Raw genomic sequence first — 8,499 nt, forward strand, 5'->3', positions numbered from 1 at the left:
ATGCACCTGTTCTGTTAAAATCCACGCCGTCTTTTGCGCAGCAACTGTGAGTGCTTATGGTCTGGATTGACTATGCCATTATCCTTGTTATTGGCCTGTCCTCAGTAATTAGCTTAGTTAGGGGCTTTGTCAAAGAAGCCGTTTCTCTGGCAATTTGGATATCTGCATTTTTCATTGCCAGCTATTTTTATCAAGACTTAGCTGTTTACTTCACTGGTATTGAGCAGCCTATGCTCAGAAATGCTGCCGCCATAGCCGCTTTGTTTGTAGCGACACTTATTATTGGCGCAATTCTTAACTACATTATCTCAAAACTGGTTCAACATACCGGACTGTCAGGAACAGACAGGGTTCTCGGACTGGTTTTTGGTGCGCTCAGAGGTCTGCTCATTGTTAGCGCATTATTGTTCTTTATCGACTCATTTACGCCGCTGTCGTCCAGCGATTGGTGGCAGAATTCGTTACTCATTCCTCATTTTGGACTCTTTATTCAATGGTTCTTCAGCTACCTGGAGAACAGCTCGAGTTTTTTAGTCCCTCAACCTGTATAGAATGGTGAAAAGACATGTGTGGTATTGTTGGTATTGTTGGTAAGCAACCGGTTAACCAAGCGCTTTATGATGGTTTAACCATGCTTCAGCATCGGGGGCAGGATGCCGCAGGCATAATGACCGTTGATGAGCACAATACATTACGTTTGCGCAAGGCAAACGGTTTGGTTCGGGATGTTTTTCATACCCGTCATATGCACCGTTTATCCGGTACTGTAGGTATCGGTCATGTTCGCTACCCAACGGCAGGAAGCTCAAGCTCTGCAGAGGCTCAACCATTTTATGTGAACTCGCCGTTTGGTATTGCTATGGCACATAACGGTAACCTGACAAACGCAGCCGATGTTCACGAGCATTTGTTTAAAACAGCCCGTCGCCACATTAATACCACGTCAGATTCAGAGATTTTACTGAACGTCTTTGCTAACGAACTGGATAAAAACGATAGCTTAACGCTAAACGATGACGATATTTTCAGAACGGTTACTGCTGTTCACCGAAAAGTTCGCGGCGCATATGCAGTTGTAGCAATGATCATTGGGCATGGTTTGGTTGCCTTCCGTGACCCATGGGGCATTCGTCCTCTGGCATTGGGGAAACGAGATACGGAAGACGGAGAAGAGTACATTGTTGCTTCTGAAAGTGTTGCCATTGACGGCACAGGGTTCAAGTATGTACGCGATGTTGAGCCAGGAGAAGCTATTTTCATAACTAATGATGGCAAACTGTATTCGCGCCAGTGTGCAGATAAACCTATGCATTGTCCGTGTATTTTCGAATACGTTTATTTTGCTCGTCCAGACTCATTTATCGACGGGATATCGGTTTACGCCAGCCGCGTAAACATGGGGCGCAAACTGGGCGAGAAACTCAAGCGAGACTATGCCGATTTGGATATTGATGTGGTTATCCCTATTCCGGAAACCAGTTGTGACATTGCATTGGAAATCGCCAGTGTGCTGGACTTACCGTATCGCCAGGGTTTTGTGAAAAACCGCTATATTGGCCGCACGTTCATTATGCCGGGACAGACTCAGCGTCGTAAGTCGGTTCGTCGTAAACTCAACGCAATTAGTGCTGAGTTTAAAGGCAAGAACGTCTTGTTAGTAGATGACTCTATCGTGCGTGGCACAACCTCTGAGCAGATTATTGAAATGGCTCGTGAGGCGGGAGCTAAAAAGGTGTATTTTGCATCAGCAGCGCCTGAAATTCGTTTCCCGAATGTTTATGGTATTGATATGCCGAGCGCAAACGAGCTAATTGGGCACGGTCGTGAAGCTATCGAAATTCGCGACATGATTAAGGCTGACGGTTTAATTTATCAAGACCTTGATGACTTAGTCGCCGCAGTAGGTGAAGAAAATACGTCAATTAAACGTTTTGAAACCTCGGTATTTAGTGGTGAGTATGTCACGGGTGATGTCAACCAAGAGTATCTGGACAAGTTACATGCTGCTCGCAATGATACGGCAAGAGCGGAGCGAGAAGGCTCTGAAGACGCGAACTTAGAGTTGCATAACGATAACGACTAATTTGGCTGCTTAGAGCATTTAACGCAATTAAAAAGGGCGCTGAGGAATACTCCCAGCGCCCTTTTGTATGGAAGTTCAATGTGAACTAGTCACGTTGGAACGCGTAGACTGAACCTAACTTCATAATTTGAGTTAACTCATCCAAAGCGGCGCGAGATTCTTCTAATAAGGCTGGATCTTTTAAGTCATCGACCGCTAATTCATCGCGATAGTGTTTATTAACCCATTGGTTCAAACGGTCAAACAGCGCGTCCGACATTAAGCAATTCTGATTTGCTGCCGCAATTTCTTCGTCGTTCATGGCTACACGTAGGCGCAGACATGCTGGGCCACCACCGTTGCGCATACTCTGCTTTACGTCAAAGAACTTCACGTGCTTAATAGGACCGCCTTGGCTGACAAGACCTTCCAGGTAACTTTTTACACGTGGGTTCTCTTCACATTCTGTTGGCGCAATAATTGTCATTTCGCCGTTAGGCGGCGTGATGAGCTGAGTGTTAAACAGGTAAGTGCTTACGGCATCCTCTACGCTTACATCGTCAGTTGCTACTTTAATAAAGTGTAGCTCGCCTTCGTTGCCGAATTTTTTCTGAATTTCAGCCAGTTTAGTGTCAGTATCTGCGAAAGCTTGTTCGTGGTAGAAAAGGACATTCTGGTTACCGACAGCAATGACGTCATTATGGAAAACCCCTTGGTCAATAACATCGGGGTTTTGCTGCATAAATACGGTGTTGTCTTCGCTCAGGCCGTGCAGGCGGGCAATAGCCTGAGATGCTTCCAGAGTTTGACGTGCCGGATAGCGTTTAGGCGCAGGCTTCGAGCTGTCAAATGCATGGCGACCATAAACAAATACCTCGACGCCGGCATGGCCGTACTCATTACATAAACGAGTGTGGTTTGCTGCACCTTCATCACCAAAATGTTCGTTATCAGGCAAGTGTTTATGGTGTTCGAAGTAGCGAGAATTTTCGAACATGGCTTGTAGTATGCGGCCGCTGGTTTCAGGCTCTAATGAACGGTGATATTTGTTGGTCAAATTAGCCGGTGTAAAGTGAACTTTGCCGTTAGCAGTATCAGCGCTTGGCGATACTGTTGCTGCGTTGGCCGTCCACATACTGGACGCCGAGCACACTGCCTGAAAAATAGCGGGAGCTTCAGAGGCTGCTTTATAAAGCACTTCAGCGTCAGTTCCAGTAAACCCTAAGCGACGCAATGCGTGCGTGTCAGGACGCTCTTGTGGCGCAAGAACACCTTGTTTCATACCCATATCGTGCAACGCCTTCATTTTTTTCAAGCCTTGCAATGCCGCATCTTTTGGACTCGATGACGCTTTAGCATTTGCTAAAGACGCGACATTACCAAAAGACAGTCCGGCGTAATTATGGGTTGGGCCGACTAAGCCGTCGTAGTTGACTTCAAAGTGTTCCATGCTCACTAGGGATTACTCCTGCACGTTGTGTGCACCTGCTCATTGAATTTGTGACACATTATACTGTTTTAAAATGCCCTTGAAAGCCTTTATTTTAAAGCCTTTGCTAAGGCCCCGCTTGTTTTGACTGAATATTTAATTTGTGCGAATTTTTATCAAAAAGCACCAATCATGGTTGTTTCTCGTAACGATAACCGATATACCTAAAAAAGGCCGCTGAAGAACAATTGCCCTTGTAATTTATATCTTTAGCACGTATATACACGGTCATCTATAACAAGAGAACGATTATTCTATGGCTAAATCGCTCGTCATTGTCGAGTCTCCGGCAAAAGCCAAAACCATTAATAAGTATCTGGGTAAGGACTTTGTGGTTAAGTCCAGCGTTGGTCACGTACGTGATCTGCCAACGCGTGCGACTGAAACGGTGAAAAGCAAGCCGGCAGCAGAAGTTCGCAAAATGTCGCCCGAAGCAAAAGCGAAGTATCAGAAAGAGCGTGACTATAAACGCTTGATAGCTCGCATGGGTATTGACCCGGAAAATGACTGGGAAGCTCATTACGAAGTGCTTCAGGGAAAAGAGAAAGTCGTTAAAGAGCTCAAGCAACTGGCGAAAAAGTCAGACGAAATTATTCTCGCAACGGATTTGGACCGCGAAGGGGAGGCAATTGCCTGGCACTTGCGGGAATTAATTGGTGGCGAGGACGACCGCTTTAAACGTGTGGTATTTAACGAAATTACCAAAAACGCCATTCAGGAAGCGTTTAAACACCCGGCACAATTAAATACTGATCGTGTGAATGCTCAACAGACACGGCGCTTCCTTGACCGTGTCGTTGGTTTTATGGTGTCGCCGCTACTGTGGAAAAAGGTTGCAAGAGGCTTGTCCGCCGGACGCGTGCAGTCAGTTGCTGTACGTTTAGTGGTTGAGCGCGAGCGCGAAATTAAAGCTTTTGTACCGGAAGAATACTGGGATGTTTATGCTGATTTAGCCAGCACTGCGAGCGATAAGCTACGTATGCAGGTTATTAAAGAATCTGGCAAAAACTTCCGCCCGGTTAATGAAGAAGAAACCAATAAAGCATTAAACTTACTAAAAGGTGCGGATTACGAGATAACCTCTCGTGAAGATAAGCCGACTTCCAGCAAGCCTGGCGCGCCTTTTATTACGTCTACTTTGCAACAGGCAGCTAGTACACGCTTGGGCTTTGGTGTTAAAAAGACCATGATGCTTGCACAGCGCCTTTATGAAGCCGGACATATTACCTATATGCGTACTGACTCAACGAATCTCAGTACTGAAGCGATAACTGCCTGTCGCGGCCTTATCGAAAGTGAGTTTGGGAAAAAATATCTGCCGGAGTCGCCTAATCGCTATGGTGCAAAAAATAATGCACAGGAAGCCCACGAAGCGATACGCCCGTCAGATGTTAAAATAAAAGCGTCGTCGCTTTCTTCAATGGATCGTGATGCACAGCGCCTTTACGAGTTGATTTGGCGCCAGTTCGTTGCTTGTCAGATGACACCAGCTAAGTACGATAGCACGACACTAATCGCTACCGCCGGGGATTTTGAATTGAAAGCTCGCGGTCGGGTTATGCGCTTCCCGGGCTGGACAAAGGTGATGCCACCTTCATCGAAAAAGGATGGTGATACGAACTTACCGGACTTGAAAAAAGGTGATTCACTGACACTTGAACACTTAGAGCCAGAACAGCACTTCACGAAGCCTCCGGCACGCTACAGTGAAGCATCCTTGGTTAAGGAGCTTGAAAAACGTGGTATTGGTCGACCTTCAACCTACGCGTCTATTATTTCGACCATTCAGGATCGAGGTTACGTGCGCGTTGAAAACCGTCGCTTCTTTGCTGAGAAGATGGGTGAAATAGTCAATGACCGGCTAATAGAAAACTTCACTGAGCTGATGAATTACAATTTTACTGCCGAAATGGAACAAGCGCTTGATGACATTGCGGCCGGTAAGCGTAATTGGAAAGAAACTCTGGATAGTTTTTATGAAGACTTCAAGGAGCGACTTGAAAAAGCGGAACTTGATCCCGCAGAAGGCGGTATGCGAGAAAACAGTGTAGTGCTTACCGATATAGATTGCCCGGAATGTGGACGTAAAATGGGCATCCGAACGGCCTCAACGGGTGTATTTCTTGGTTGCTCTGGTTATAACCTGCCGCCCAAAGAGCGCTGCACTAAGACAATTAATCTGACGCCGGGCGAAGAAGCCATAGAAGTCAGCGATGAAGAAGAGCGGGAAACAGAAGCTCTGCGTGCTAAAAAACGCTGCCTTAAATGCGGCACAGCTATGGACAGCTACTTAATTGACGAAAAACGTAAGCTGCATGTGTGTGGCAACAACCCAACCTGTGACGGTCAAATGCTTGAGCATGGTAAGTTTCGCATTAAGGGTTATGACGGGCCGACTATCGAATGTGATAAGTGTGGTTCTGAAATGCAGCTTAAAAATGGTCGTTTCGGTAAGTACTTCGGTTGTACCAATAGTGAGTGCAAGAACACACGTAAATTACTTAGAAATGGCGAGCCTGCGCCACCAAAAGAAGATCCGGTACCGTTACCAGAATTACCTTGCGAAGACTCTGACGCATACTTTGTGTTGAGAGATGGCGCCTCGGGTATTTTCTTATCGGCAAATACCTTTCCGAAGTCGCGCGAAACCCGGGCGGTAACGGTAAAAGAGTTAGCTCGCTTTAAAGAGCGTTTGCCTAAAAAGTTCCTGTATCTTGCTGAGGCACCGCAAGAGGATGACGACGGTAACGATGCCATTGTTCGCTTCTCACGTAAGAATAAAGAGCAATACGTAGTAACTGAGGTGAACAAGAAGCAAACGGGCTGGAAAGCCTTTTACCGCGACGGTAAGTGGGTGGTTGACGCTAAGTAGTTAAGTGCTCACAAGCGGATACTCAGTTGGCTAATAGCCTTATTGAGTTGACCTTCCGTATAATGAGCGGGTGTCAAAGGTAAGACACCGCACGTTGGACACGGAGGTCCCATGTTATCGTCTAAGTCAGACATAGCACTTCCCGCTGCTTCCTCAGCAGCGGGCTTTTCTTTTCCAGAACACATAGGCCAAAGACGCAGCTTTGGGCAGGCGAGTATCGAACTCATTATTGTTTGGCCGATACTCGTTACTTTTGTCTTTTTGATTACTCAGGCGCTTATTATTTGGTGGTCTCAGCAAACCTTAACCGTTGCTAACCAATATACGGTTCGAGCGGGAGCGATTAACCATGGAAACTATCAAACCATGGTGACGACATTAGTGTCAGGCATGGCAGGTTTAGAGCCCCAGCTTGATCAAGACAACCTTGCGTACGCAGCAACCCTGGCTATTGCTCAGCAGCGCTTTCACTTTACACGCTTTGCTCAGCTAGACATTTTATCTCCGACACCACAGGATTTCCGTGAGTATGCGGAAGAGCGTTGGGACTACGATTTAGAGCGGGATGTTACAGAAATAGCGGTGGATCATTATCATGCTCGGTACGACGAAAATACACCGGTTGAATGGCACGAGGCGAGGGTGTTAAAAATACGGACAGACTGGTGCCTACCATTAAAAATTCCTTTTGTCGCTGAGATGCTGAGCTCTGCGCAAGGTTTCTTAGGTGACTCAACGGCCGTTCGTTACTGTAAGCTGAGGGAAGGTATGAGTGACTACCCTTTATGGGCGTTAACGGATACCGCTCAGCACTCTTTGCAGAGCGGCTTTCGTCGCTAGTTCCTGAACTAATCTCGTTTGTCGTGATAGTCGACACAGGCCTGAAGTGTATTCTCGATGAGCGATGCCACCGTCATTGGTCCTACGCCACCAGGCACGGGAGTTATCCAACCAGCGCGTTCTGCTGCGGGTTCAAACTCGATATCGCCAGTTAAGCGTCCGTCGGGTAGTCGGTTCATACCCACATCAATAACAATTGCGCCCGGTTTCACCCACTCTCCCGGAATGAAGTCAGGCTTACCAACGGCAACAACCAGAATGTCCGCACGCTTAACGTGTTCTGATAAGTCATTGGTGAAGCGGTGGCAAACAGTGGTTGTTGCACCCGCTAATAATAATTCCAGGCTCATTGGACGACCGACAATGTTAGAGGCACCGACAACAACCGCATTGAGGCCATGCAAGTCAACTTGGGTATGCTCTAGTAAAGTCATAATGCCTTTAGGTGTGCACGGACGTAATGCCGGGATGCGCTGTGACAGACGGCCTACATTGAAAGGGTGGAAGCCATCGACGTCTTTGTCGGGGCGAATTCTCTCCAAAATAGGTGTTGCATCAAGGCCCGCAGGTAATGGTAATTGAACCAGAATTCCGTCGATATCATTGTCGTCATTCAGTTGGTCTATTAAAGCCTCGAGCTTTTCCTGAGTGGTTGTTGCCGGTAAGTCATAAGCAAATGACCGGAAGCCAACTTCTTCGCAAGCGCGCCGCTTATTGCCAACGTAAACTTCCGAAGCGGGGTCAGCGCCAACCAATACAACGGCTAAACCTGGTGCTCTAAGACCGGACTGAAGTCTTTCCTGAACTTGCTGTTTGACCGACTGGCGTACGGCACTAGCGATTGCTTTACCATCAATAATTTGAGCTGACATAACGAGATTCCAAACCTGAGAGAATTCAAGACGATATAGGCTGTTTATTGTAACGTTATTTCACCGTTAATGTCACCGATTGTTGGATAACTCAACAGGTTGTTTTAAAAGTAGCCAGTCGAGCGCTATTCCGGAAAAAAAGTTTGACGCTGGCATAATCAGCAGGTAATATTCGCCCCCGTTGTCAGCTAGCAATAACTATTTACACGCTGGTTGTGACAGGGCTTTCAGAGAGTTCGGCGAGTAGCGCAGTTTGGTAGCGCACTTGGTTTGGGTCCAAGGGGTCGCTGGTTCGAATCCAGTCTCGCCGACCATTCTCTTGACGGCAGCGTAAGGTTCGAAGTGCGCCCGTAGCTCAGCTGGA

Annotated in this window: 6 protein-coding genes and 1 tRNA gene; 5 read left to right on the top strand and 2 right to left on the bottom strand. The window is 47.0% G+C overall.

The annotated features are described in order from the left end of the window. Positions 1-56: 56 nt before the first annotated feature. Together CWI73_RS10770 and purF are read left to right on the top strand one after the other, a co-directional pair. Positions 57-551, top strand: a complete 495-nt coding sequence (locus CWI73_RS10770) for a CvpA family protein (RefSeq protein WP_126752782.1) — start codon at positions 57-59, stop codon at positions 549-551. Positions 552-565: 14 nt separating this feature from the next. Next, positions 566-2,083, top strand: coding sequence for an amidophosphoribosyltransferase (purF, locus tag CWI73_RS10775; RefSeq protein WP_088768554.1), 1,518 nt, complete (start codon positions 566-568; stop codon positions 2,081-2,083). Between the two features lie 85 nt (positions 2,084-2,168). On the opposite strand, the gene astB is transcribed toward purF, so the two are convergent. After that, positions 2,169-3,512, bottom strand: a complete 1,344-nt coding sequence (gene astB, locus CWI73_RS10780) for an N-succinylarginine dihydrolase (RefSeq protein WP_058579441.1) — start codon at positions 3,510-3,512, stop codon at positions 2,169-2,171. A gap of 295 nt (positions 3,513-3,807) precedes the next feature. Between astB and topA the strand changes: the two genes are divergently transcribed. After that, positions 3,808-6,423, top strand: coding sequence for a type I DNA topoisomerase (gene topA, locus CWI73_RS10785; protein ID WP_126752783.1), 2,616 nt, complete (start codon positions 3,808-3,810; stop codon positions 6,421-6,423). 111 nt (positions 6,424-6,534) lie between these two features. Continuing rightward, complete coding sequence (locus CWI73_RS10790) at positions 6,535-7,263, top strand: TadE family protein (RefSeq protein ID WP_126752784.1); 729 nt, start codon at positions 6,535-6,537, stop codon at positions 7,261-7,263. A gap of 8 nt (positions 7,264-7,271) precedes the next feature. Here the strand turns inward: CWI73_RS10790 and folD are convergent, their stop codons facing one another. Beyond that, positions 7,272-8,135 (bottom strand): bifunctional methylenetetrahydrofolate dehydrogenase/methenyltetrahydrofolate cyclohydrolase FolD, encoded by an 864-nt coding sequence (folD, locus tag CWI73_RS10795; RefSeq protein WP_126752785.1) that lies wholly within the window; start codon positions 8,133-8,135, stop codon positions 7,272-7,274. A 237-nt stretch (positions 8,136-8,372) separates the two neighbouring features. On the opposite strand from folD, the gene CWI73_RS10800 reads away from it, so the two are divergent. Beyond that, positions 8,373-8,449, top strand: a tRNA-Pro gene (locus CWI73_RS10800). Positions 8,450-8,499: the final 50 nt, after the last annotated feature.

It is taken from the genome of Idiomarina piscisalsi (genome assembly GCF_003987095.1).
Classification (GTDB): domain Bacteria; phylum Pseudomonadota; class Gammaproteobacteria; order Enterobacterales; family Alteromonadaceae; genus Idiomarina; species Idiomarina piscisalsi.